This window comes from Halomonas denitrificans, from assembly GCA_019800895.1.
Taxonomy (GTDB): Bacteria; Pseudomonadota; Gammaproteobacteria; order Xanthomonadales; family Wenzhouxiangellaceae.
On the sequence record JAHVKF010000002.1, the window covers coordinates 492,998 to 515,791 of the forward strand.

Here is a 22,794-nt window from a genome sequence, read left to right on the forward strand (position 1 = left end):
GGAGTGTAAACCGCCACGCCGGCGGAGCGTCGCGCTCAGTCCATCGCGGCGAAGGCCGTCAACAGCCCGATCACGGCCAGAAGGTTGTGCAGCGCGTGGCAGCCGATCGTCAGCAGGATCGAGCCCGACCGGTGGCGGATCCAGAACAGGCCGAGGCCGATCACGAACACGGTCGGCAGATAGGCCCAGGTCCACGCGACCTGCGGATTGAACGCGTGCAGCAGCATGAAGCACCAGGTCGAACCGACCGCGACCCACAGGATCGGCAGCCGATCCACGGTGCGGCGGTAGGCCCAATGTCGGAAGAGGGCCTCCTCGAGAACCGGCGCGGCGATCACGAAGGAGATCAGGATCATCGGCGGAAACAGCGCGGACACGGCCTCGGGCGCGACGGGCCGGCCTTCGGGCAGCGCTGCGGAGAAGAGCGGCAGCGAGACGAAGGCCAGCAAGGGAGTCAGCAACGGCACCCATGGCCGTCGGCGGAGGAACGCAGCGGCGCGTGACGCATCCTCGCGCCAGGACGGGCCGCGCAGAAGCAGCAGCCCCACCGCCAGCGGCATCAACAGGGAGATCGCGGCCGGCAGGGACGCCGGCGCGAAGGTGTCGGGAAACTCCATGGTCAGGTGATAGCCGCGCAGTTCAAGGCCGTCCGGCAGCGCGTCTCGCAACGGGGCGATGTCCTCGGGCCCGGGGAAGCGGCAATCGACGATCCAGTCGGCGGGCTCGTCGGGACCGGGGCGCTGCACGGCGCAGTGAGACTCCGCGGACGCCCAGCCCGCGACCGCCCGGAGTTCCGGCTGCACATCGCGCACAGCAACGGCCCGCTCGTCGTCAAGCAGAACGCGGTAGTGCTCCGCAAACGGAGTGGTCAAGACCAGCAGCGCACCGGACGCGAGCATCGTCAGCAACCCGATCAGCAGCGCCTGGCCGAAGGGCGCGCTCGCCTTCAGCCGATCGAACGGCCCCCTTCGTCCATCGGGCCGGGCAGCGATGCCGGCGCGAACTGCGCGATCCGTCGAGCAACTCATCCCCCAAGCCTGGCGTGCTCATCGCGAAAGTACCATCGGCAGATTACCCGGCCGGTAGTAGGAAATCGGACGAGGGCTGTAGGAAAACTTCCGATCCGGGCCGACAGGAGCGGAGCGTGATGCACGCGGTCTGCCGGAGCGCCCTCGCGGGCCCGCCGTCGGGCGCGGCCCAGGTCGAGCTTCGAAGTCCCGCGAATCGAGTACAGATCGACATCCCTTCGCGACCGCTGCCTGCGACGCCGTGTCCGCGTAGACTGGATTCACCTCTCGCCTGCGCGCCAGCCATGCCCCGATCCCCGACACCGCCCCGCCGACGTCGACCACTGAGGAGCGCCCTGGTGGTGCTCATCGGACTGATCGTGCTGTTCCTGCTGCTCGCCCCCGGGCTGCTCGGCCTGGTCGCGCACCGGCAGATCGACGGCTGGCTGGACGAGAACTGGCCGGACGCTTCCGTGCGCTGGCAGCGGGGCTGGATGTCCAGCCGGGTCGAGGCCGCGGACGCCGACCGGCAGGTCGCCCTGGACCTGCACCACCCGCCGCTGGACGGCCGCGGGCTCCTCCGGGCCGCCGGTCCGGTGCGCCTGGACGACCCCGACACGCAAAGCGAGCTCGACCTCGGCGTCGACGCGGTGATCGACTGGGCACTGGACCTGCACGTCGACGTCCGCAGCGACGCCGTCGAGCGCCGCGACACGGTCTCGGTCGACGCCGCGCCGGCACAGCTGGCCTTCACCCGGACCCGGGACGGCGCGGTCGACCTGCGCCTGGCCGGCGACCGTCTCGAGCTGCACCGGACCGGTGCGGCATTGGCGCTGCGCGAGGTCGAACTGCACCTCGGCACGGACGGCCAGGACCCGGGCCGGGCCACCCTGGACCTCCGCACCCGGCGCGAAGGGACGACGACCGCCAGCCGCCTGAACCTGGAGATCGAAGGCATCGCCGCCGAGCGCGCTGCCGCGTGGACCGAAGCCCTGTTCGCGGCGCTGGACGCGCCCCCGGGCTCGACCTCGGCCTCGCTGGCCTGGGTCGGCGTGGCCAGCGCCTGGGAGCAGCTGGCGCGCGCGGGCCTGTCGATTCGCTTGATGCCGCTCGCCCTGGACGGCAGAGCGGAACTGACCGGCCAATGGCACCCGGCCGACAAGGACCTGGTCCTCGACGGCGGCGGCGAGGTGTCCGCGGTGCGCGCCTGGCTCGTGCCGATCTTCGCCCTGGCCACGGGCGAGTCCGTCGTTGCCCTGCGCGAGGAGTTCGCGCTGCAGGTCGACGCGCTCGACGCGCAGCCCGGTGTCGAGGTCGACGGCACCCGCTTCCGCGTTCGGTGGCCGCCCGCGGACGCGCGCTGACCCGCGCTTCGAATCCGGCCGACGCCCCGCGTACAATTCCCGGCCAGACGGTCCTGCACCGGTCACAGGAGTCCTGCGATCGAGTCGGCGCCGGCGCCAACCCCACCCGGAGTTCCCCGATGATCGTGCGTGTTTCCGCCCTGCTCCTGCTGCTTGTCGCCAGCGCGACTCCGCTTGCCGACGTCGAACCGGCCCCGGACCGACGCGTCGGCGAAGGGCCCTACGACACGCTGATCCTCCGCGGCGGCATCGTGGTCGACGGCACCGGCGCGCCGCCGATCGGCCCGGTCGACATCGTGATCGAGAACGGCCGCATCGCGCGCATCGTCGGCCTGGGCCCGCCGGGCCTCCCGGTCGACGACGGCGATCGCCCGGAACTGGCCGACGGCGGCCGCGAGATCGACGTGACCGGCCACTATGTCCTGCCCGGCCTGGTCGACCTGCACGGCCACATCGGCGGCGAAGCCCAGGGCACGCCCGCCGAGTACGTCTACAAGCTCTGGCTGGGCCACGGCATCACCACGGTGCGCGAGCCGGGGTCCTTCAACGGCCTCGACTGGACCCTGTCGGAATCGGCACGCAGCGAGGCCGGCGAGATCGCGGCGCCGCGCATCGTGCCCTACGTCGGCTTCGGCATGGGCCGCGACGAGCCGATCACCACGCCGGAGCAGGCCCGCGAGTGGGTGCGGGACGTCGCCGACAAGGGCGCGAAGGGCGTGAAGTTCTTCGGCGCACGGCCGGAGGTGCTGCTGGCGGCGATCGACGAATGCCGCGAGCAGGGCATCGGCAGCGCCATGCACCATGCCCAGATGGACGTGGCCCGCGCCGACGTGCTCGACACCGCGCGGGCCGGCCTGACCACCATGGAACACTGGTACGGCCTGCCCGAGGCGCTGTTCCACGACCGGACCGTCCAGCATTACCCGGTCGACTACAACTACGCCGACGAGCAGCATCGATTCACGGAAGCCGGCCGGCTCTGGGCCCAGGCTGCCGGCCCCGACGACCCGCGCTGGCAGGCGGTGCGCGACGAGCTGATCGAACTCGGCTTCGTGCTCAACCCGACGATGACCATCTACGAGGCCAACCGCGACTTCATGGCCGCGCGCACCGCCGAGTGGCACGCCGACTACACGCTGCCCTCGCTGTGGGACTTCTTCGCACCGGACCGCAACGCTCACGGTTCGTACTGGTTCGCGTGGACCGCCGCCGACGAGATCGCGTGGCGCGACAACTTCCGCCGCTGGATGGCGTTCCTGAACGACTACAAGAACCACGGCGGCCGGGTCACGGTCGGCTCGGATTCCGGCTACATCTACAAGCTGTTCGGCTTCGGCACCGTCGAGGAACTGATGCTGCTGCAGGAAGCCGGCTTCCACCCGCTGGAGGTCCTGCGCGCGGCGACTCTGCACGGCGCCGAGACGCTGGGGCTGGACGAGGAGATCGGGTCGATCGAGGTCGGCAAGCGCGCCGACCTGCTGGTCGTCGACGCCAATCCGCTGGCCGACTGGAAGGTCTTGTTCGGCACCGGCGCGATCCGGGTCACGGAAGACAACGAAGTGGTGCGCACCGGCGGCGTCCGGTGGACCGTCCGCGACGGCATCGTCTACGACGCGCCGGCCCTGCGCGCCGAGGTGCGGGCGATGGTCGAAAGCGCGTGGCAGGACGCGGGCCGGATCCTGACCCAGCCGGGATCGGCCGCCGACTGACCGAACCTCGGCAGGTGGCCGACCGGAGAACGGGGGCCTATACTGGATTCAGCCCCGGGCATTGCAAGGAGAGCCGCCATGCACACGATCGACCAGATCCTCGACCGCAAGGGCCGCGACACGCACTGGGTCGCGCCGGACAGCAGCGTGTTCGACGCCATCCGCCGGATGGCCGAGCTCGGGATCGGGGCGTTGCTGGTCATGGACAACGGCAAGCCCGTCGGCATGCTGTCGGAGCGCGACTACGCGCGCAAGGTCATTCTCGAAGGCAGGAGCTCGCGTGAGACTCGGGTGGCCGACATCATGTCCGCGCCGCTGGTTACCATCGAGGGCCGCGCCACGGCCGACGCCGGCCTGGCCCTGATGACCAAGAAACGCATCCGTCACCTGCCCGTGCTCGACGAGGGGGAGCTCAAGGGCGTCGTCTCCATCGGTGACCTGGTCAATGCCGTGATCGACGACCAGAGCCTGCTGATCGAGCAGCTGGAGCGCTACGTCACCGGCTGATGCCGGCCGGGTGTTTCGACCGGGTCCTCGACCGGCTGGCCGACGCCCTCGGTCGTTCACCGGGCCGTGCGCGAGAGCGCTTCGACCTCGAACCCCGCTCGAACGGCCCGTTCCATCGCACCTTCCGGCTCCGGATCGATTCGGAGCGCTTCTTCGTCAAGCAGGCAGCCGGTGCGGCCGCCGACTCCCTCGCCGCCGAAGCCGACGGCCTCACGCGCCTGGCCGCGGTTGGCGCGGTTTCCGTGCCGGCGGTGCACGCGATCATCGGCGCCGACGACGACCTGGAGACCGCCTTGCTCGTGCTCGAGTGGCTGGACCTGGGTCCCCTCCACGGCGCGGCGGCGGCGCAACTCGGCGAGCACCTGGCCGCTCTTCATCGCGACGGCATCGGCGAGCGCCACGGTCTCGATCGCGACAACTGGATCGGCGCTACGCCGCAGGTCAATGCCCCGACCGCGGACTGGACGACGTTCCTGTTCGAGTGCCGGATCGGTCCGATGGTCGATCGCCTGGCCGACGCCGGCAAGCGATTCGGGTCGGACACCCTGCCGCGTCTGCGAAACACCTGGAGCGCCGCGTTCGCCGACTATCGCCCCCTGCCGTCGCTGCTCCACGGCGACCTCTGGGCCGGCAACGCGGGTCAGGGGGCCGACGGTACGCCGGTGATCTTCGATCCGGCCGTCCATTACGGCGACCGTGAATGCGACCTGGCCATGGCGTCGCTGTTCGGCGGCTTCGACGCCTCGTTCTTCGAAAGCTACGAAGCGGCCTGGCCGCTCGACGCCGGCTGGGAATTCCGGCGCGGGTTCTACCAGCTCTACCACGTACTGAACCACGCCCTGCTGTTCGGCGGAGGCTACGTCGAGGAGGCCCGCCAGCGTATCGCCCACCTGCTCCGCGGCCGCTCCTGAACGCGCGAAGAGCCGACCGCCTGCGCATGTAGGTGCCGGGTGGGATTCGCCTTCGCTCGAAGCGCTCGATTCGGCGTCTGGCGTGGCGTGGAGGGAACTGTTTGCGTGCTGCGGTATCCTAGAGTCATGGTCCTGCACGCCCTTCGTCGCCGCTCGTCCCGCGTCAGCCGCGTTCTGGCGATGCTGTTCGTGGTGCTGTGGGCCGCTATCGTGGCCACGCCGTGCGTGATGGCGATGCAGGCCGAACCCGAGCCGCACGCGGCGCACGACTGCCCGCACTGCCCGCCGACGCCGTGCCACGAACCGGCCGCGCCGGCCGACTGCGACGAGACCGATCCCGCCGATCGGCTGCGCAGCGCCGATACCTCCCCGTTCGCGGTCGCCCTGCCGGGCGACGCCCCGGCCACGCCTCCGGCGGGGTTCGCTGCTCGCTTGGCCCCGGCCGGCGCACACGCGCTGAGCCGGGACGGTCCGCGACCCCACCTGCTGCACGTCCGCTTCGACGAATAACCGGTCTCCGCTAAACCCTGGATTGCCCGAGCGTGCGCACCGGGCGCGTTCCCGTTCTTTCGGAGATCACCATGCGAACACTATCGATCCTGCTGCTGGTGCTGGCCGCCGAGGCCGCCCCCGCCCTTGATCTTACCGACGCCGAGCGCCTCGCGATCGACGCCGACCCCGAAGTCCAGGCCCTGGCCGCGCATGCGCGCGCCGCCGGCCTGGACGCCATCGCCGATGCCCAGTTGCCCGACCCGATGCTGGCCCTCGGAGCCACGGCGGTACCGCTGCCCGAACTCGACGTGATCGACGAGCCGATGTCGCAGTTCCAGCTCGGGATCGAGCAGCGCGTGCCGCCGCGCTCGATGCGCAGCGCGAAAGCCCGGCGCGCCGAAAGCGAGGCCGACGCGCTGGCCCTGCAGGCCGAGCGACGCGCGCTGGAGGTCCGGACCGCGGTCCGCCGGAGCTGGACCGAGACCGTTCGTCTCCAGCAACTGATCGACCTCACGGAGCAGCGCGCCGAACTGCTGGATCGCTATGCCGAAGCGCTCGACGCCGGCCTGCAATCGGGGCGCGTCAGCCAGCAGGACCTGCTCGAAGGCCGCAGCCGGGCGATCCGGGTCCAGCGGCTGCTGGCCGACCTCCGTGCCCGGAAGGCCGAGCAGCGCGCCGCGCTCGCCGAACGGCTTCCCGGCACCGCGCTGCCGGCGCGATTGCCGCACGGCGAACTGCCGGTCCGCTTACCGGGCGAGGGCACGGCGCGGCCGGACCTGTCCGGCCATCCCGCCGTCCGCGCCGCGAACGCGCAACTGCTGACCGCCGAGGCCGGCATCGACCTGGCCGAAGCGGCCTTCGATCCGGGCTGGTCCTGGAACGTCGGCGTCGGGCGGAGGATCGGCGACACGCCGATGGGCGCGCCGAGCGAGACGATGCTGAACGCCCGCATCGCGATCGACCTCCCGCTGTTCACCGAACGCCGCCAATCGAAGCGCCTCGAAGCCGCGCACGAGCGCTATCGCGCCGCTGCGGCAGGACCGGTCGAGGTTCGCCGGACCCTCGACGCGCGCCTGGCGTCGGCGCTTGCCACGGCGGAGGAGTACGCCGCCCTGGTCGACGTGTACGGCGACGAAGTGCTGCCGCCGGTGCGGGCCGCCGCCGAAGCGGCCCGGGACAAGTATCGGAACGGATCGATCCCGCTGGAAGCCGTCCTCGCCGCCGAGATCGAGGTGCTGGACGTTCGCAACGAACGGATCCAGGCCGAGCGCGAGCTCGATCGGGCCCGGATCGAACTCGCCTACCTGGGAGGCCTGTGATGGAACGCAAAACGACCCTGTTTGCACGCACCCTGCTCTGGGCGGCCCTGGCCGCGCTCGCTCCAGCGACCGCGCTTGCCCAGTCCACCGATGCCGACCCGGCGCCGCGCACCGCATCGGATCACGACGACATGCGCCACGCCGGAATGGATCATGGCGAAATGGACCACGCCGGAATGAACCATGGCGAAATGAGCCACGCCGGAATGGACCACTCGCAGATGGACCACTCGCAGATGGACCACTCGCAGATGGACCACTCGCAGATGGACCACTCGCAGATGGACCACTCGCAGATGGACCACTCGCAGATGGACCACTCGCAGATGGACCACTCGCGCGCGGAGCGCTCGAGCGCTCCGGACGGCGAACGCGAGATCGCCTACTGGGTCGCACCGATGGACCCCTCCTATCGCCGCGATCGGCCGGGCAAGTCGCCGATGGGCATGGACCTGGTGCCGGTCTATGCCGACGAGCTCGAGCCGGCCGGGACGGTCCGGGTCGAACCCGGCGTCCAGCAGCAGATGAACCTGCGCACCGCCGAAGTGCGCGAGGGCCGGCTCTGGCGGCGCATCGACACGGTCGGCCGCGTGACCTGGGACGCGGAGCGGCTGTCGCACGTCCACTCGCGGGTCGCCGGCTGGATCGGCGAGATCGGTGTCGAGGCGGCCGGTGAGCCGGTGGAAGCGGGCCAGCTCCTGTACACCCTGTATTCTCCGGAACTGGCGAACGCGCAGGACGAGCTGCTCCGCGCCCGCAACGGCGGCGCCGGCCTGGTCCGGAGTGCCCGCGCACGGCTGCGCACGCTCGGCGTCCAGCCAGCGGTCATCGAGCGGATCGAGCAGGCCGGCCGGACGATCGAGTACCTGCCCTGGTACGCCGAGCGCTCGGGCGTGGTCAGCGCGCTGGGCGCCCGCGACGGCATGCGCGTGACGCCGGACCTCGAGCTGATGGAGATCGCGGCCGAGACGCCGGTCTGGGTGATCGCCGACGTGGCCGGTCGCCAGGTCGACTGGCTGGCCGACGACCAGGTCGCGGAGATCACGACCGCGTACCGGCCCGGCGAGACCTTCCGCAGCCGGATCGACTACCTGTACCCCGAGCTCGACCCCGCCACCCGGACCCAGCGCGTGCGCCTGCCGGTCGCGATCGACTCGCCGCGGCTGAAGCCCGGCATGTGGGTCGACGTGCGAATCTTCGCCGGACCCGTCGACGGAAACGTCTTCATCCCCCGCGAGGCGTTGATCCGTACCGGAACGCAGGAGCGGGTGATCGTCCGCAGCGGCGACGAGACCTTCGAAGTCCGCGAGGTGACCTCCGGCATGGAAAGCGGCGAGTTCGTCGCGATCCTGGCCGGGCTCCGGCCCGGCGAGACCGTCGTCACCTCGGGCCAGTTCCTGCTCGATTCCGAGGCCAACGTCGCCGCGGACGGCGCACGCATGGAGGGCAGCGGCCATGCCCACCACTGATCGAACGCGAACGAACGGAGGCCGGTCATGATCGACGCCGTGATCCGCGCCTCGATCGCGAACCGGGGCCTCGTCGTGCTGCTCGCGCTGCTGCTGTTCGGCGCCGGCCTGTACGCCCTGCGCGCCACGCCGATCGACGCGATCCCCGACCTGTCCGATCCGCAGGTGATCGTCCGCGCACCGTATCCCGGCCAGGCACCCCAGGTGGTCGAGAACCAGGTCACCTATCCGCTGACCACCGCGCTGATGGCCGTCCCGGGGGCGCACACGGTGCGCGGTTTCTCGATGTTCGGCGACGCGTTCATCACCATCCTGTTCGAGGAAGGCACCGATCCCTACTGGGCGCGGGCCCGGGTACTCGAGTACCTCAGCCAGGTCTCGGGCCGCCTGCCGGACGGGGTGCGCGCCGCCCTCGGCCCCGACGCGACCGGCGTCGGCTGGGTCTACAAGTACGTGCTGGTCGACCGCTCCGGCACCAACGACCTGGCCCGGCTGCGCGCACTGCAGGACTGGTTCCTGAAGTTCGAACTGCAGGCCGTGCCGGGGGTGTCCGAAGTCGCGACCATGGGCGGCCAGGTCCGCGGCTATCAGGTCGTGCCGGACCCGCATCGGATGCGCGCCCTCGGCCTCGATCTGGGCCGGCTGAGGCAGGCTATCCAGGCCAACAACGCCGAGACCGGCGGCTCGCTGCTGGAGCTCGCCGAGGCCGAATACATGGTCCGCGCCGACGGCTACCTTCAGTCGCTCGACGACCTGCGGGCCGTACCGACCGGGCTCGTCGCCGACGGCACGCCGGTGCTGCTCGGCGACGTCGCCGAGATCCGGCGCGGGCCGGTCGCGCGGCGCGGCGTGATCGATCTCGACGGCGAAGGGGAAGTCGTCGGAGGCATCGTCGTGATGCGCCAGGGCGAGAACGCCCGCGCGGTGATCGACGCGGTCAAGGCCCGGCTGGCCGAATTGCAGGGCAGCCTGCCGGAGGGGGTCGAGATCGTCGAGACCTACGATCGCTCCGGTCTGATCGATGCGGCGGTCGCCACCCTGTGGTCGAAGCTGATCGGCGAGTTCGTCGTCGTGGTGCTGATCATCGGCCTGTTCCTGTGGCACTTCCGCTCGTCGCTGGTGGTGCTGGTCTCGCTGCCGCTCGGCGTGCTGGCGGCCTTCGTGGTCATGCACCTGCAGGGCATCAACGCCAACATCATGTCCCTCGGCGGCATCGCGATCTCGATCGGCGTGATGGTCGACGCGGCGATCGTGCTGATCGAGAACGTCCACCGGCACTTCGAGCGGGCCGGCCAGGATCTGCGAGGCGAGGACCGCTGGCGCGTGGTCGAGCGCGCGACGCTCGAGGTCGGTCGGCCGATCTTCTTCACGCTGCTGCTGGTCGCGCTGTCGTTCCTGCCGGTCTTCGCCTTGCAGGCGCAGGAAGGGCGGCTCTTCGCGCCGCTGGCCTTCACCAAGACCTATGCCATGGCCGCGGCTGCCGGGCTGGCGATCACGCTGGTTCCGGTGCTGGCCGGCTATTTCATCCGCGGCCGGCTGCGGGGCCGCGACGGCAACCCGGTCGCGCGCGGCCTGAAGGCCCTGTATCGACCGATCGTCCGCTTCTCGGTCCGCCACCCGGTGGCGGTCGTGGTTGCCGGCCTGCTGCTCGGCCTGTCCGCGCTGTTCCCGTATTCGCGCATCGGCAACGAGTTCATGCCGACGCTCGACGAAGGCAGCCTGATGTACATGCCGACCACGCTGCCGGGCCTGAGCCCCGGCGAGGCCCGCGAACTGCTCCAGCAGACCGATCGCATCATCGCCTCGCACCCCGAGGTGGCGCGCGTGATGGGCAAGATCGGCCGCGCCGATACCGCGACCGACCCGGCGCCGCTGACGATGGTCGAGACCTTCATCACGCTGAAGCCCCGCGACCAGTGGCGGCCCGGCGTGACCACCGCCGACATCCGTCGCGAGCTCGACGAAATGGTCGACTTCCCCGGCCTGACCAACGCCTTCGTGTTCCCGATCCAGACCCGGATCGACATGCTGCAGACCGGCATCCAGACCGACGTCGGCATCCTGGTCACCGGCGAGGATCTCGGCACGATCCAGCAGCTGACGACCCGGATCGCCGAGGTCGTCGAACCGCTGCCCGGCACGGCCAGCGCCTTCGCCGAGCGGCCGGCGGGCGGGCGCTACGTGACGCTCTCGCTCGACCGGACCGCAATCGCCCGCTACGGGCTGACGGTCGCCGAGGTCCACGACGTCGTCCGCTTCGGCATCGGCGGCGCCTCCGTCACCGAGACGGTCGAAGGGCTCGAACGCTTCCCGGTCACGCTGCGGCTGCCGGCCGACTGGCGCGATTCACCGCAGCGGCTGGTCGACCTGCCGCTGCAGACGCCGGTCGGCGCAACGGTGACGCTGGGCCAGGTCGCGCGGGTCACGATCGACGACGGTCCGCCGCGGATCCGGACCGAGAACACGCGGCCGGCCGGACTGGTGCTGATCGAGGTCGCGGGCGTCGATCTCGGCAGTTGGGTCGAGCGCGCACGCGAGGTGCTGACGAGCGAAGTCGAGTTCCCGCCCGGCTATGCCTTCGCGATCCGCGGCCAGTACGAGTACCTGGAGCGGGCGTCGGAACGGCTGGCACTGATGGTGCCGGTCACGCTGGCGATCATCGTCATCCTGCTGATGCTGACCTTCAGTCGCTTCGCCGACGTCGCGCTGGTGCTCCTGGTCGCGCCGCTGTCCCTGGCCGGCGGCCTGTGGCTGATGTGGCTGCTCGGCTACAACCTGTCGGTCGGCGTGGCGGTCGGCTTCATCGCCCTGGCGGGCCTGGCCGCCGAGGTCTGCGTGCTGATGGTCGTCTATCTGAACCAGGCCGTGGACGCCAGCGACATGGACCACGTTCAAGGCGCAACGCTCGACGACGCGATCGTCGAAGGCGCGGTTCGCCGCGTCCGTCCGATCACGATGACCCAGGCCACCGTTTTCCTGGGCCTGTTGCCGGTGATGCTGACCAGCGGCATCGGCTCGGAGGTCATGCAGCGGATCGCTGCACCGATGATCGGCGGCGTGTTCGCCGTCTGGCTGTCGGCGCTGGTCGTCCTGCCGGCGGCCTATCGACTGTGGCACGGTAGACACCGACACGCCCACGACGCTTCATCCACGGGAGAAGGAGGAACGCAACGATGAACACTCGAACCGAACACCACGGGAACGAGGGAATGAACCCCTATCTGCGCTTCGCGCTGATGATCGCCAGCTCGATGCTGGTGATGTTCGGGCTGATGTACCTGCACACCTACGCACTCGATCACGTCCGCTGGAGCGAAACCCGGTTCTTCATGACCCTGATCATGGGCGGCGGCATGGTCCTGGTCATGTTCGCGTTCATGCGGCAGATGTACCGGAATGCCACGGCCAACCTCGTGCTGGTCGCCGTGGGCATCGTGATGATCGCAGGCGCCACCTGGCTGGTCCGCAGCCAGAACACGGTCGACGACGTGGCCTACATGCGGGGCATGATTCCGCACCACTCGATCGCCATCCTGACCAGTGAACGTGCGCAGATCGAGGATCTCCGGGTCCGCGAACTGGCCAACGGCATCATCCGCGCCCAACGCAAGGAGATCGAGGAGATGGACTGGTTGATCGAGGACATCCGCGAGAACGGTCCGGCAACCACAGCGGCCGAGGTCGACCGACGACCGCTGCCCGAGTTCGAGGGCCGCCTGTAGATCAACGGGACCACGTACATGACCGCCGGCCCGAAGCCCGGGTCGGCGGCCGAATTCGCTCAGAACGGGAGAGAACCGATGACGAACAAGGCAGTGTTGTATCGCATGGTAATGGACGATCACCTGTGCCCCTACGGCCTGAAATCCAAGGACCTGCTCGAGCGCGAAGGCTACGAGGTCGAGGACCACCACCTGACCCGCCGCGACGAAGTGGACGCGTTCAAGGCGGAGCACGGCGTGGAGACCACGCCGCAGACCTTCATCGACGGCCGGCGCATCGGCGGCTACGACGACCTGAGGGCGTACTTCGACAAGCGTGTGCAGGATGAAGACGACACCAGCTACCAGCCGGTGATCGCGATCTTCTCGGTCGCCGCGCTGATGGCGCTTTCGATCAGCTGGGCGGCCATCGGCGACCTGCTGACGCTGCGCGCCTTCGAGTGGTTCGTCGCCATTTCCATGTGCTTCCTGGCCGTGCAGAAGCTGCAGGACCTCGAGAGCTTCTCGACCATGTTCCTGAACTACGACCTGCTGGCCCGTCGCTGGGTGCCCTACGGCAAGGTCTACCCCTTCGGCGAGGCAGCGGCCGGCATCCTCATGCTGTCGGGCAGCCTGGTCTGGCTATCGGCCCCGATCGCGCTGTTCATCGGCACCGTCGGTGCGGTATCGGTCTTCAAGGCGGTCTACGTCGACAAGCGGGAGCTCAAGTGCGCCTGCGTCGGCGGCAACAGCAACGTGCCGCTCGGGTTCGTGTCGCTGACCGAGAACCTGATGATGATGGCCATGGGAATCTGGATGCCAATACGACAATTCGTGCTCTGACCAGTTACCCGAGAGAAGGCCGGATAGCTCGCATCGACACACGGGGCGCGGGTCAACCACCTCGACGGACGGACTCCTTGTGGGCTAGAGCGATTTTCGACGCATCGTGAGCGTACGGTTAGTGAACTGCAACCTGAAGGAGTCAAGCATGCAAGATATCGACCGAATGCGCGAGATGCCCTTGAGAGAGCGCGTGCTCTCGATCGGACACGCGCTTTCTTTGTTTCTTCTTCTGAATTATCTCCTCTGCGTCGGCTTCGGCCTGCTGGCACCGGAGTCCTTGCGCATGTTCGAGGCCTGGGCTCCACTCCTGCCTGGATTCGAGTGGTTGACCCCTCTGGGATTCACCGCCGGAGCCATCGGTGCCTATGGGTACGGCTGGTATATCGCCGCCCTCTTCGTTCCACTCAAGGCCTGGGCCGAGAACCGACGCCGGCCTTGATGGACACTCACTCCAGTCGACTGGACCTTCAGCAAGAGAGAAACGCATGAAAACCACCGCAATCGTGATCAAGACGCTGGCCGTTTCGGCCATTCTGGCCACCCTGGGGGCGCTCGCCTTCGCCTGGAGCGGGCTGTACCCCGTTGCTGCCGGCTCCGGACATACCGGACCCGTGGCGTGGTGGCTCGAAACCGTCCGCGAACGATCGGTCGCAGTCCGATCCGCCGATCTGATCGTTCCGGATGATCTCGACTCACCAGAACGAATTGCCGCCGGCGCCGGTCACTACAAGAGCATGTGTGCAAGCTGTCACGGAGCGCCAGGGGGGCAACCCGCCGACGCGTGGGACCCCGCCCCTCCGGCGATCTTCAGGGAGCGTGTCGATCCCGCGGAAGCGTTCTGGACCATCAAGCATGGGCTGAAAATGACTGCCATGCCCAGTCACCTCGATCACAGCGATGCGGAGAACTGGGACACGGTCGCCTTCGTTCTCGCCCTGCCCGACATGGACGCTGCCGAGTACAGCGCCTTGACGGCAAATGCCTCGCATGACCATGGGGACGGCGGTGGGCACGACCATGGAGGCGGCGGCGGGCACGATCATGGCTCTGGCGCACATCATGGGCATGACATGCCGCGCGAGAGTCCAGATATGCACCCGGCGTCCGGCGGCAATGGCTCGCACAGCAGCGGACACCATCACGCCATGGATGCATCGAGCCCGGAAACCGTGTTGGACGGCTTCCAACACGCATTGACCGAAGGCCGCGCGGAAGAAGCTCTCGCCTATCTGCATCCCGACGCAACCGTCGTCGAAGGTGGCCACGTGCAATCCGTGGACGACTACCGTGGCGGACACCTGGGCAGCGACATGGCGTTTCTTGCCCGGGTCGGCATCGAACGACTGGCTCGGTCCATCCATTCGGGCGGCGGACAAGCGACGGTCGAGACGCGCTCTCGATTCACAGGAGAGATCGACGGCGAGACACTCGATCTCGAAAGCACCGAGTTCGCCACGCTGGTCGAAACCGAAGACGGTTGGCGGATCAGCCAGATTGCCTGGACTACGCGGCCCTACGGCGAAGCGCAGAGCGATGAGCCGGTTCACGAACATGCCCCTGGAGACGATGACCATGACCATTAGAAGCGCGTTATCGGCTGGACTGCTGCTCGCAGCGACTGCCCTGACTGCCGCCTGCCAGGTCCAATCGACCGATCAACCTGCACCGGTCGAGACCGAGCTCTCTCGGCAAGTGATGACCGTCTACCACGACCCCACCTGCGGTTGCTGCGGCCTCTGGGTCGATCACATGCGGGAAAACGGCTTCGTCGTGGACATCGTGCCGACCCGCGACATGAACGCCGTCAAGCTCGATCTCGGCGTGCCTCGCGATCTGTCCTCCTGCCACACGGCCGTGGTCGGCGACTACGTCATCGAGGGCCATGTCCCGGCCGAAGATGTCAGTCGCCTCCTTGCAGAGCAGCCCGAGGCATTCGGTCTCGCCGTACCCGGCATGCCGCTCGGATCGCCCGGCATGGAAAGCAACGGACGGCGGATGCCCTATGACGTGATCCTTTTCGGCGCAGACGGCACTCGGTCCGAGTTCAATCACTATGGGGCGATCGATCCGAAATGAGATGTACTCACGGTCTCGCAATTGAGCCGACACCCAGCTTGCCCCTGTCAGGGCTTGTGGCAAGGCGCCGGTGTAGCCAGCCTACTTCAAGCATCGGGAACGGCGCCATAAGCCCTGACAGTCAAGCCCGAAGGGAGCGACGGACGCGTTCGCTCGCTGCATTGCGCTCCCTTGGCATAGGCCCACTCTGCCTGCACTTGCGCGCCTTGCCGACAAATGCGTCCGTCGCTCTGGGTGTCGGCTCAATAATGGGACCGTTGGTAACCTTAGAACCCGTGCGGGCAATCCCTGATCGATGCGCCCCAGCCCGCTCTGATCGAGGCATGCAAGGAAATGGGGCATACCCCGGCAATTGATTCCTCGAGCCTGAAGCCGCGATGACCATGGTGATGGCGCTACATCAATGAGCGGGCTTCGCGGAAACACAATCCGCAAGCGAGGCAGCGCCATGGACATGGGCCCTCTTCTCCACGTCGCTGTTTATCTTTCCCTGACCAGGACTCACTCATGAACGACTTCTTGAAGCTCCTATTCTCTCTGGCCCTGCCGCTTGCTGCCCAGTCCGTCGGGGCCGACAACGACAAGGACGCGATTGTGGAAATCATCACAGCGGTCGAACATGGCTGGGAGAACGCGGACGGCACGCCCTTCCGCGAGCATTTCCTGGACACGCCGGGGGCCCGCTACTTCGAGAGCGGCGGTCAGAATGTCGGGCTCGACGACCTGGTCGAGAATCACGTCGAGCCGGAGGGCGACGCGTTGGCGGACTTCGAACTCGACTTCTTCGACCCGGAAATCCACGTCGAAGGTGACATGGCCTGGGCACTCTTCGACACGGAAATCCGCGCGACGGTCCGCGCAACCGACCGCGCCCTTCACAATCGCGGACGCGCGACCTTCATCTTCCGCCGCGTCGATGGCGCCTGGAAGGTCGTGCACACCCATTCGTCCTCGCGTCCGGTCGCGGCCGAGCCGACGGATGACAATGGACACGATCACGGAGGGAATCATTGAGTTCGAACTATGAGAAGAACAGTCTGACCCTCGGCGGCACCGTCGCCATGGGCACCGGCGTCATGATCGGCGCCGGAATCTTCGCGCTGACCGGCCAGATCGCCGAGCTGGCCGGCCCCCTCTTCCCGTTAGCCTTCCTGGTTGCAGCCGCCATCAGCGGATTCAGCGCCTACAGCTACATCCGGGTGTCGAGTCGCTACCCCTCGGCCGGCGGCATCGCCATGATTCTCGAGAAGGCCTACGGGCCCACGTTCGTCACCGGCGCAGCCTCCTTGCTGATGGGCTTTTCAATGATCATCAACGAAAGCCTGGTCGCCCGCACCTTCGGGTCCTACACGCTGCAGTTGTTCGACGGCGTCGACCGGGATCGCTGGGTACCGATCCTCGCCGTCGCCCTGATCGCCGCGGCCTTCCTGGTGAACATCGCCAACAATCGGATCATCGGGACCGTGTCCAAGATCACGGCGTTCCTCAAGGTCGGCGGCATTCTCCTGTTCGCCGGCGTGACGCTCTGGGCGGCCAACTTCGAGTTCCGGCCCGCCTCGAACCCGAGCGGCGAGCCGACCACGGCCCTCGGCTTCGTCGCTGCGGTGGCCCTCGGTATCCTCGCCTTCAAGGGCTTCACGACGATCACCAACAGCGGCGCGGAGGTCGTGGACCCCGAACGGAACGTCGGCCGCGCTATCGTGTATTCGCTGCTGATCTGCCTCGTGGTGTACATGAGCGTGTGCCTCGCGGTCGGCTCGACCTTGACCATCGAGCAGATCGTGGCCGCGAAAGACTACTCGCTCGCGGAGGCCTCTCGGCCGGCTGTCGGCCGCTACGGCGTCTGGTTCACCGTCGGAGTCGCGATCATCGCCACCGCCTCGGGCGTCCTCGCCAGCATCTTTGCGGTGTCCCGAATGCTGGCGATGCTGACCGACATGCGACTGATTCCGCATCGACATTTCGGAATGCCCGGATCCATCCAGAAGCACACGCTGGTCTACACCGTGGTGATCGCCGCGTTGCTGGCCGCGTTCTTCGATCTGAGCCGTATTGCATCAATGGGGGCGATTTTCTACCTTGTGATGGACATCATCGTCCACTTCGGCGTCTGGCGGCACCTACGGAACGAGGTGGGAGCACGTGGGTCGATCCTGATCACCGCGATGCTGCTCGATGCGATCGTGCTGGCGGTCTTCCTGACCATCAAGTGGCAGCAGGACGTCTTCATCGTCGCTGTCGCCGCGGCCGGCATCCTCGGCATCTTCGCATTCGAACGGCTGTACCTGCACCGGCGCCGATCCAGCGGCTGACCGGACATCATCCATCGTCCCGCATCCCCTGATGCTTGGGGACCACCGAAGAGAGCACTCGAATGAAGGACCACGAGCACAACCATCACGATCACGGTCACGAACTCGGTTCGTGCTGTCACGACGAGCACGCCGAGGCCGAGCCCGGGAAGAACTACGACAAGGTCCCCGAAGGCTTCGACGGCACGGTCTACACCTGCCCGATGCACCCGGAAGTCCGCGAGCCCGGTCCCGGGGATTGCCCGCTGTGCGGCATGGCGCTGGAGCCGGACACGGTATCGCTGGAACCGGAGGACACCTCCGAACTCGACGACATGACCCGGCGGATGTGGGTTGGCGTCGTGCTGTCGGTGCCGATCCTGTTCCTGGCCATGGGCGGCATGGTGCCGGGCGTCGACATGAATGCACTGGTTCCGCACGGCATCCGGGTCTGGATCGAGTTGGCGCTGGCCACGCCCGTGGTCCTGTGGTGCGGCTGGCCGTTCCTCGTCCGCGGGGTGAAATCGATCCGGCAGCGCTCGCCGAACATGTTCACGCTGATCGCGCTGGGGGTGTCCGTCGCCTACGTCTACAGCGTCGTCGCCGCCGCGGCCCCGGGGCTCTTTCCGGCCTCCTTCCGGGGCGAGTCCGGCCAGGTCGGCGTCTACTTCGAAGCCGCCGCGGTGATCGTCACGTTGGTGCTGCTCGGCCAGGTGATGGAGTTGCGGGCGCGCTCGACGACCAACGCCGCGATCCGCGGCCTGCTCGAGCTGGCGCCGAACACTGCGCGCCGGGTCGACGAACACGGCAACGAAGAGGACGTGCCGCTCGACCAGGTCGAGGTCGGCGACCGGCTGCGCGTGCGTCCCGGTGAGAAGGTGCCGGTCGACGGGACGGTGGTCGAGGGCCGCTCCTCGATCGACGAGTCGATGCTGACCGGCGAGTCGGTGCCGGTCGAGAAGTCAGCCGGCGACGAGGTGATTGGCGCGACGGTCAACGGCACCGGATCGCTGATCGTCGCGGCCGGAAGGGTCGGCCAGGACAGCATGCTGAACCAGATCGTGCAGCTGGTCGCCAAGGCCAGTCGCTCGCGCGCACCAATTCAGGGCGTGGCCGACCGGGTCGCCGCCTGGTTCGTGCCCGCCGTCGTGCTGGTCGCCGTGCTCGCGTTCATCGCCTGGGCGATCTGGGGGCCCGCGCCGTCGATGGCCTACGCACTGATCAACGCCGTCGCCGTGCTGATCATCGCCTGCCCCTGCGCGCTGGGGCTCGCCACGCCAATGTCGATCCTGGTGGCCAGCGGCAAGGGCGCCTCCATGGGCGTGCTGTTCCGCGACGCCGAGGCAATCCAGACGCTGCGCGAGGTCGATACGCTGATCGTCGACAAGACCGGGACCCTGACCGAGGGTCGGCCGAAGCTGACCGAGGTCGAGGCCGGCGACGGGTTCGACGAACAGACTGTCCTCCGGATCGCCGCCGCGCTGGAACGCGGCAGCGAGCACCCACTGGCCGAGGCCATTGTGGATGGCGCACGCGACCAGCATCTCGAGCCGCTTGACGTCGAGGACTTCGACTCGGTGACCGGCCAGGGCGTGACCGGCCGCGTCGACGGCAAGACCGTCGCGCTGGGCAACCGGGCGCTGATGGATGGATCCGGCATCGACGTCGAGGCGCTGGCCGAGCGTGCGGAATCGCTTCGGGGACTGGGCCGGACCGCCATGTTCCTCGCCGTCGACGGCCGGGCTGCCGGACTGGTCGCGGTCGCCGACCCGATCAAGAACACGACGCCGGAGGCCATCCGAGCGCTGCACGGCGACGGGCTCGCGATCGTGATGCTGACCGGCGACAGCGAGACCACGGCGCGGGCCGTGGCCGAGAAGCTCGGTATCGACCAGGTGTTCGCCGACGTCCGGCCCGAGCAGAAGGCCGAGCACGTCGAGCGGCTGCAGGCCGAGGGCCGCTTCGTGGCCATGGCCGGCGATGGCATCAACGATGCGCCGGCGCTGGCGCGCGCCCGGGTCGGCATCGCGATGGGCACCGGCACCGATATCGCGATGGAGTCGGCCGGCGTCACCCTGGTCAAGGGCGACCTGACCGGCATCGTCCGCGCCCGCCGACTCAGCGAGGCCACGATGAAGAACATCAAGCAGAACCTGTTCTTCGCCTTTGCCTACAACAGCCTCGGTGTACCGATCGCGGCCGGCGTACTGTACCCGTTCTTCGGCCTGCTGCTGTCGCCGATGATCGCCGCGGCAGCCATGGCGTTCAGTTCCGTTTCGGTCATCGGCAACGCATTGAGGCTTCGCCGAAGCGATCTCTGACCCGGAACCGCGTCAGCCCACGTGCTGGTCGACCAGCACCGGGTTGCCGTCCGGATCGACGACCACGAAGCTGGCCGGGCCCGAGCCGGATTCATCCGCCTCCTGCGCCGGTTCGAGGCCCGCCGCCTTCAGACGCCTCTGGATCTCGCGCACGTCGGTGAACGACTCCAGCGTTTCGCACTGCTGGGTCCAGCCGGGGTTGAAGGTCAGCATGTTGCGCTCGAACATCCCCTGGAACAAACCGATGGTGTGATCGCCGTTCCTGAGGATCAGCCAGTTCTGGTCCGCGTTGCCGCCGACCGCTTCGAAGCCCAGCGCCTCGTAGAACGCCCGCGACGCGGCCAGGTCGGCCACGGCGAGGCTGATCGAGAAGGCTCCAAGATCCATGGTCTCTCTCCGATGTACACCTCGGCACATCATCGCCCGCCCGCTGCGGCACTACAATGCCGCCATGGAGATCTTCAAGGAATTCCAGGTCGAGGCCGCCCACCGGCTGCCGAACCTGCCCGATACGCACAAGTGCTCGCGCCTGCACGGCCACTCGTTCAGGATCGCCGTCCACGTCTCGGGGGAACCCGGCGCGGACACCGGTTGGGTGATGGACTTCGCCGACATCAAGCGGGCGTTCCAGCCGCTGTTCGACCGCCTCGATCACCACTACCTGAACGAGATCGAGGGGCTGGAAAACCCGACCAGCGAGGTGCTGGCCCGGTGGGTATGGCACCGCCTGGCGCCGACCCTGCCCGGCCTGTCGAAGGTCGTGGTACGTGAGACCTGCACCGCAGGCTGCGTCTACGCCGGCGACTGAACGCCGAATCCACCGCGCCGTGAATTCGTTCCGGTTCTGGATGCTGTTCGCTCTGGCCCTGCCGGCCGCGATCCGGACGCGGCGTACGGCGGTCCGAGCCGAGGGGGCGGCCGGGCCGGTCATGGGCTCGATCGGGTCCGGACCGGTGTTCCGGCTGGTCGGGCTCGGCGATTCGATCATCGCCGGCGTCGGCGCCTCCACCCACGCGCGCGGCCTGGTCGGCCGGGCCGCCGAGCACCTGGCCGAGGCGCACCGACGCTGCGTGCGCTGGTCCGTGCACGGTCGAAGCGGCGCGACCAGCGCTTCGATTCGGCAGCAGCTGATGCCCGACGCAGACCTCGAGCAGGCCGACGCCGTCGTCGTCTCGGCCGGCGTCAACGACCTGACCCGACTGAGCAGTCCACGCCGGTATGGCCACGACCTGGGCGCCTTGCTCGATGCGATCGAGCGGCGAGCTCCCGATGCCCGCATCGCCGTGGCCGGCATGCCGCCACTGGAGCATTTTCCAGCGCTGCCGCCGTCACTTCAGCGGGCGTTCGGGATCCGCGGCCGCCAGTTCGATGATGTGATCCGGAACGTGGCGGCGTCCCGCAGCCGAACGGTCCACGTGCCCATCGTGGTCGATGACGAAACGGCCGCCCGGCGCGACGCCTTCTCCGCCGACGGCTTCCACCCCTCCGAGGCCAGCTACGTGCCCTTCGGCCGGGCCGCCGCCGATGCGCTGAGCGGATGCTTCGACTGATTCCGGCAATCCGGCTGTAACGTTACCGGCCCGCGGTACGTCTACTGGACAGGAGCCGACGCCGGAGGACCGATGCGCATTCGCAGGAAGGCCCGGAAATGGGTCGTCAATCTGTGGACCCTTGCGCTTGCCGTGCTCGGCGCTACCGGTCTGAACCCCTTCGAGGCCGTCGAGCCGGTGATGGAGCGATCCATGATCGTCCGCGACGTGCAGACCTGGAGCGACGCGCCGGCCGGCCTCGACGCGCAATGCGTGGTCCCCCGACCCGCCCCGGGGACCGGCTCCCCGATGCGGGCCGTCGACACCGGATGAGAACCCGGGGCCCGGGCCCGACGGCGCGGCGCGCCGGGGCCGAGCGGGTCAGGTGATTCCGGGTCGGTCCACGTTCGGCGTCAACCCGGCACGAACTCCGGCTCCAGGTCCATGGCCTTGCGGAACACGACCAGTGCGCCGCCGACCATCACGGTCAGGAAGACCACCAGGCCCGCGCCGAAGCCCATGAAACTGGACGTCCAGGCGCCTTCGAAATACTGCGCGGCGGCCGGTCCTTGTTCCACCGGCACCATGCGCATCCCCGCCATGGCCGTGTAGTGCATGCCGCAGACGGCAACCCCCATGAGCAAGGGGCTGAGCTGTCGCTTCACGCCATCCCAGTTCACGAAGATATGAAGCGCGACCGTGGAGGCGACGATCGCGATGGCAATCGACAACCAGTACGGGACCGGGTCGTGCGACATCTCGGCCGCCATGCGCATGGCGCCCATGCCGACGTAGTGCATGGCCGCGACACCGAGACCGAGCAGCACGCCGGAGGCCAGCCATGCGGCCCGATTGCCCTTCCATCGGAACACGGTCCAGAAGGCGGCGAAGGCCAGTGCGATCGGGAACAGGGCCGACGCCACGGTTCGCGTCACATCGTAGGTGACCGCCATATCGGTCCGGAAGGCGAGCATGCCGATGAAGTGCATCGCCCAGATGGCGCATCCGCCGAAGACGACCGCGGCCAGCGCGAGCCAACCGAAGTTCAGCGATCCGGTACGACGATCGACGATGTAGTCGGCCACGTACAGGCTGACGAACGCGCCGGTGACGGCGACAAGATAGGACACCCCGATCATGCCGAGGTCGTGCGATGCGATGAACGATTCCATGAAGCGATCCCCTTGGTGGATGAAGCGAACGGGCAGAACCTAATCGCGCGACATGAACGCGCGCATCGACACACGTCAAC

General features: G+C 68.3%; 22 protein-coding genes. 19 read left to right on the forward strand and 3 right to left on the reverse strand.

Going from position 1 to position 22,794, the window contains the following annotated elements; translation table 11 throughout:
• Window positions 1–35: 35 nt before the first annotated feature.
• Window positions 36–1,028, reverse strand: a complete 993-nt coding sequence (locus KUV67_06290) for a CPBP family intramembrane metalloprotease (protein ID MBY6204482.1) — start codon at window positions 1,026–1,028, stop codon at window positions 36–38.
• A gap of 338 nt (window positions 1,029–1,366) precedes the next feature.
• Between KUV67_06290 and KUV67_06295 the strand changes: the two genes are divergently transcribed.
• The 16 genes from KUV67_06295 to cadA all read left to right on the forward strand — a co-directional run bounded on the left by KUV67_06295 (window position 1,367) and on the right by cadA (window position 20,013).
• The gene (locus KUV67_06295; GenBank protein ID MBY6204483.1) at window positions 1,367–2,371 is read left to right on the forward strand and encodes a hypothetical protein; all 1,005 of its coding nucleotides are present in this window, start codon (window positions 1,367–1,369) and stop codon (window positions 2,369–2,371) included.
• Window positions 2,372–2,490: 119 nt separating this feature from the next.
• Window positions 2,491–4,080 (forward strand): amidohydrolase family protein, encoded by a 1,590-nt coding sequence (locus KUV67_06300; protein MBY6204484.1) that lies wholly within the window; start codon window positions 2,491–2,493, stop codon window positions 4,078–4,080.
• 78 nt (window positions 4,081–4,158) lie between these two features.
• Window positions 4,159–4,587: a CBS domain-containing protein gene (locus tag KUV67_06305; GenBank protein MBY6204485.1), complete on the forward strand. Its 429-nt coding sequence runs from the start codon at window positions 4,159–4,161 to the stop codon at window positions 4,585–4,587.
• Complete coding sequence (locus KUV67_06310; GenBank protein MBY6204486.1) at window positions 4,587–5,498, forward strand: fructosamine kinase family protein; 912 nt, start codon at window positions 4,587–4,589, stop codon at window positions 5,496–5,498. The genes KUV67_06305 and KUV67_06310 overlap by 1 nt, the downstream gene beginning before the upstream one ends.
• Before the next feature lie 126 nt (window positions 5,499–5,624).
• Window positions 5,625–6,008 carry a hypothetical protein gene (locus KUV67_06315; protein MBY6204487.1) on the forward strand — a complete coding sequence of 128 codons (384 nt, stop codon included), beginning with the start codon at window positions 5,625–5,627 and terminating at the stop codon, window positions 6,006–6,008.
• A 71-nt stretch (window positions 6,009–6,079) separates the two neighbouring features.
• Window positions 6,080–7,309: a TolC family protein gene (locus KUV67_06320; GenBank protein ID MBY6204488.1), complete on the forward strand. Its 1,230-nt coding sequence runs from the start codon at window positions 6,080–6,082 to the stop codon at window positions 7,307–7,309.
• A complete protein-coding gene (locus KUV67_06325; GenBank protein ID MBY6204489.1) occupies window positions 7,309–8,778 on the forward strand; it encodes an efflux RND transporter periplasmic adaptor subunit in 1,470 nt (489 codons plus the stop codon). Before KUV67_06320 ends, KUV67_06325 begins: the two co-directional genes overlap by 1 nt.
• Window positions 8,779–8,805: 27 nt before the next feature.
• Complete coding sequence (locus tag KUV67_06330) at window positions 8,806–11,955, forward strand: CusA/CzcA family heavy metal efflux RND transporter (protein ID MBY6204490.1); 3,150 nt, start codon at window positions 8,806–8,808, stop codon at window positions 11,953–11,955.
• 32 nt (window positions 11,956–11,987) lie between these two features.
• Complete coding sequence (locus tag KUV67_06335; protein ID MBY6204491.1) at window positions 11,988–12,500, forward strand: DUF305 domain-containing protein; 513 nt, start codon at window positions 11,988–11,990, stop codon at window positions 12,498–12,500.
• 78 nt (window positions 12,501–12,578) lie between these two features.
• The gene (locus KUV67_06340; GenBank protein MBY6204492.1) at window positions 12,579–13,322 is read left to right on the forward strand and encodes a glutaredoxin; all 744 of its coding nucleotides are present in this window, start codon (window positions 12,579–12,581) and stop codon (window positions 13,320–13,322) included.
• Between the two features lie 166 nt (window positions 13,323–13,488).
• A complete protein-coding gene (locus KUV67_06345; protein ID MBY6204493.1) occupies window positions 13,489–13,764 on the forward strand; it encodes a hypothetical protein in 276 nt (91 codons plus the stop codon).
• A 46-nt stretch (window positions 13,765–13,810) separates the two neighbouring features.
• On the forward strand, window positions 13,811–14,908 hold the full coding sequence (locus KUV67_06350; GenBank protein MBY6204494.1) for a c-type cytochrome: 1,098 nt from the start codon (window positions 13,811–13,813) through the stop codon (window positions 14,906–14,908).
• Complete coding sequence (locus KUV67_06355) at window positions 14,898–15,401, forward strand: DUF411 domain-containing protein (protein MBY6204495.1); 504 nt, start codon at window positions 14,898–14,900, stop codon at window positions 15,399–15,401. Before KUV67_06350 ends, KUV67_06355 begins: the two co-directional genes overlap by 11 nt.
• A 507-nt stretch (window positions 15,402–15,908) precedes the next feature.
• A complete protein-coding gene (locus tag KUV67_06360) occupies window positions 15,909–16,415 on the forward strand; it encodes a nuclear transport factor 2 family protein (protein MBY6204496.1) in 507 nt (168 codons plus the stop codon).
• A 47-nt stretch (window positions 16,416–16,462) separates the two neighbouring features.
• Window positions 16,463–17,713, forward strand: a complete 1,251-nt coding sequence (locus KUV67_06365) for an APC family permease (GenBank protein MBY6204497.1) — start codon at window positions 16,463–16,465, stop codon at window positions 17,711–17,713.
• Window positions 17,714–17,916: 203 nt separating this feature from the next.
• On the forward strand, window positions 17,917–20,013 hold the full coding sequence (cadA, locus tag KUV67_06370; protein ID MBY6204498.1) for a cadmium-translocating P-type ATPase: 2,097 nt from the start codon (window positions 17,917–17,919) through the stop codon (window positions 20,011–20,013).
• 12 nt (window positions 20,014–20,025) lie between these two features.
• Here the strand turns inward: cadA and KUV67_06375 are convergent, their stop codons facing one another.
• Window positions 20,026–20,400, reverse strand: a complete 375-nt coding sequence (locus KUV67_06375) for a VOC family protein (GenBank protein ID MBY6204499.1) — start codon at window positions 20,398–20,400, stop codon at window positions 20,026–20,028.
• A gap of 64 nt (window positions 20,401–20,464) precedes the next feature.
• On the opposite strand from KUV67_06375, the gene queD reads away from it, so the two are divergent.
• The 3 genes from queD (at window position 20,465) to KUV67_06390 (ending at window position 21,875) form a co-directional block, all read left to right on the forward strand.
• Entirely contained in the window at window positions 20,465–20,821 is a 357-nt protein-coding gene (queD, locus tag KUV67_06380; GenBank protein MBY6204500.1) for a 6-carboxytetrahydropterin synthase QueD, read from the forward strand.
• 19 nt (window positions 20,822–20,840) lie between these two features.
• A complete protein-coding gene (locus KUV67_06385) occupies window positions 20,841–21,563 on the forward strand; it encodes an SGNH/GDSL hydrolase family protein (GenBank protein ID MBY6204501.1) in 723 nt (240 codons plus the stop codon).
• Window positions 21,564–21,635: 72 nt separating this feature from the next.
• Window positions 21,636–21,875, forward strand: a complete 240-nt coding sequence (locus KUV67_06390; GenBank protein MBY6204502.1) for a hypothetical protein — start codon at window positions 21,636–21,638, stop codon at window positions 21,873–21,875.
• Window positions 21,876–21,955: 80 nt separating this feature from the next.
• Here KUV67_06390 and KUV67_06395 read toward each other — a convergent pair whose 3' ends face one another.
• Window positions 21,956–22,714 carry a hypothetical protein gene (locus KUV67_06395; protein ID MBY6204503.1) on the reverse strand — a complete coding sequence of 253 codons (759 nt, stop codon included), beginning with the start codon at window positions 22,712–22,714 and terminating at the stop codon, window positions 21,956–21,958.
• Window positions 22,715–22,794 lie beyond the last annotated feature (80 nt).

Bases quoted from the DNA above. Each gene is read 5' to 3' on its own strand.
- KUV67_06335 (MBY6204491.1), top strand. From the start codon at position 11,988: ATGAACCCCTATCTGCGCTTCGCGCTGATGATCGCCAGCTCGATGCTG.
- queD (MBY6204500.1), top strand. From the start codon at position 20,465: ATGGAGATCTTCAAGGAATTCCAGGTCGAGGCCGCCCACCGGCTGCCG.
- KUV67_06310 (MBY6204486.1), top strand. From the start codon at position 4,587: ATGCCGGCCGGGTGTTTCGACCGGGTCCTCGACCGGCTGGCCGACGCC.
- KUV67_06350 (MBY6204494.1), top strand. From the start codon at position 13,811: ATGAAAACCACCGCAATCGTGATCAAGACGCTGGCCGTTTCGGCCATT.
- KUV67_06305 (MBY6204485.1), top strand. From the start codon at position 4,159: ATGCACACGATCGACCAGATCCTCGACCGCAAGGGCCGCGACACGCAC.
- KUV67_06325 (MBY6204489.1), top strand. From the start codon at position 7,309: ATGGAACGCAAAACGACCCTGTTTGCACGCACCCTGCTCTGGGCGGCC.
- KUV67_06395 (MBY6204503.1), bottom strand. From the start codon at position 22,714: ATGGAATCGTTCATCGCATCGCACGACCTCGGCATGATCGGGGTGTCC.
- KUV67_06315 (MBY6204487.1), top strand. From the start codon at position 5,625: ATGGTCCTGCACGCCCTTCGTCGCCGCTCGTCCCGCGTCAGCCGCGTT.
- KUV67_06300 (MBY6204484.1), top strand. From the start codon at position 2,491: ATGATCGTGCGTGTTTCCGCCCTGCTCCTGCTGCTTGTCGCCAGCGCG.
- KUV67_06360 (MBY6204496.1), top strand. From the start codon at position 15,909: ATGAACGACTTCTTGAAGCTCCTATTCTCTCTGGCCCTGCCGCTTGCT.
- KUV67_06375 (MBY6204499.1), bottom strand. From the start codon at position 20,400: ATGGATCTTGGAGCCTTCTCGATCAGCCTCGCCGTGGCCGACCTGGCC.
- KUV67_06290 (MBY6204482.1), bottom strand. From the start codon at position 1,028: ATGAGTTGCTCGACGGATCGCGCAGTTCGCGCCGGCATCGCTGCCCGG.
- KUV67_06390 (MBY6204502.1), top strand. From the start codon at position 21,636: ATGCGCATTCGCAGGAAGGCCCGGAAATGGGTCGTCAATCTGTGGACC.
- KUV67_06365 (MBY6204497.1), top strand. From the start codon at position 16,463: ATGGGCACCGGCGTCATGATCGGCGCCGGAATCTTCGCGCTGACCGGC.
- KUV67_06355 (MBY6204495.1), top strand. From the start codon at position 14,898: ATGACCATTAGAAGCGCGTTATCGGCTGGACTGCTGCTCGCAGCGACT.
- KUV67_06340 (MBY6204492.1), top strand. From the start codon at position 12,579: ATGACGAACAAGGCAGTGTTGTATCGCATGGTAATGGACGATCACCTG.
- cadA (MBY6204498.1), top strand. From the start codon at position 17,917: ATGCACCCGGAAGTCCGCGAGCCCGGTCCCGGGGATTGCCCGCTGTGC.
- KUV67_06345 (MBY6204493.1), top strand. From the start codon at position 13,489: ATGCGCGAGATGCCCTTGAGAGAGCGCGTGCTCTCGATCGGACACGCG.
- KUV67_06330 (MBY6204490.1), top strand. From the start codon at position 8,806: ATGATCGACGCCGTGATCCGCGCCTCGATCGCGAACCGGGGCCTCGTC.
- KUV67_06320 (MBY6204488.1), top strand. From the start codon at position 6,080: ATGCGAACACTATCGATCCTGCTGCTGGTGCTGGCCGCCGAGGCCGCC.